Here is a 1,225-nt window from a genome sequence, read left to right on the forward strand (position 1 = left end):
AAACAAAATAAAAAGTACGACACCTACAATCCTGTGCTCACTGTCAAACAAGGCAACCGCAACACCTACGGTCATTATGTAGAAATCAAGGGTCCATCTCGGTTAGTCTATCAACCCAATTGTCCCAAGGATTGTGGGGCTACGGTGTGGCTAGAAGTTGACCCTTCTGTCGAAATTCTCACTAAAGTGTTTAGTTAATTGCAGTATCGGTATGAGCTTGTGGCATCCCAGATGGAAGCTGCTTGAAATGTGTTGGCCTTCGGCGTTCTCTTGGTCTTTAGGCCAGGCTACAGGAACGGGTAGGTTTAAATTTGGCAAGTAGACAACTGCGGTCAAGTTTACTGTATACCAAAGGGAACAGGGAGTAGGGAGTAGGGAGTAGGGAAAAGGGAACAAAAATTCTCACAATTCATTTAGCATTGGTATAGTTGGTTTAATGTTGTTGGCAAACTGTTCAAATCAAACAGTAGAAATGCTTCACTCAGAGTAGCGGACGCAAAAGTTATCCCTAGATGATTCGTAGATATACTTACTTGTTAAATTCAGCGGACGCAAAAGTTATCCCTAGATATACTGATAGATCTACAGATATATTACATTAATTGTCAATTTATTCTCTTACTCTTGACTACTGTTCGTTTTATTTGTCACTCTAGCACCAGGAAAGCTAATCATAGTTATTACCTACTAAAAACATTTACGATATGGTAAGTAATGTTTAGATTTGTTGCGGTAGTCAGGAGTTCATCTTTGTTAACCTTGGGTGCATTAGCAGTTGTCAGTAGCCTAATTTTAAAACCGTTAGAAGCTGGAGCTGCTGTTAATGATCAGAGTCTAATTTTCGTAAAGGATTCATTACCACAGGAGCCAGTGCTAATTCCAGAGAACTTGAACAAAGGGGATAATCAGGTTTTAGGGAGCGACACTGTAAGAAATTTCAACACCATGGGTATTAACCAGCTCCTCAGTCCTCCAGCCCCAGCAAAAATTAGTCAAGCCCTACCTCCAAACCTACCTCCGGGTATAGAGCTGCCGGAGGATCGGCTGCCGGATAGACCCCCCTCTCTGGAACCAGCGCCAGAACCCCAACCTCCCCAGAAACTTCCTCCTGTGGACGAACTTCTTGACCCATCTGCTCCTAGCCCTGATCTACCGGACGAAATTCTGGAGGACATTCCAAAACAAATTTTCATTAAACGGTTTAATATTATTGGCTCAACGGTAT

At 42.5% G+C, this 1,225-nt stretch carries 1 protein-coding gene and 2 pseudogenes; 2 read left to right on the forward strand and 1 reads right to left on the reverse strand.

Going from position 1 to position 1,225, the window contains the following annotated elements:
• Positions 1 to 198 (forward strand): annotated as a pseudogene (locus tag F6K49_RS50560) (DNA-binding protein); the annotation flags it as partial.
• 79 nt (positions 199 to 277) lie between these two features.
• On the opposite strand, the gene F6K49_RS50565 reads toward F6K49_RS50560, so the two are convergent.
• Positions 278 to 406: a hypothetical protein gene (locus tag F6K49_RS50565; RefSeq protein WP_269086980.1), complete on the reverse strand. Its 129-nt coding sequence runs from the start codon at positions 404 to 406 to the stop codon at positions 278 to 280.
• 308 nt (positions 407 to 714) lie between these two features.
• Here F6K49_RS50565 and F6K49_RS50570 point away from each other — a divergent pair.
• Positions 715 to 1,225 (forward strand): annotated as a pseudogene (locus F6K49_RS50570) (ShlB/FhaC/HecB family hemolysin secretion/activation protein); the annotation flags it as partial.

The organism is Moorena sp. SIO3I6 (assembly GCF_010672095.1).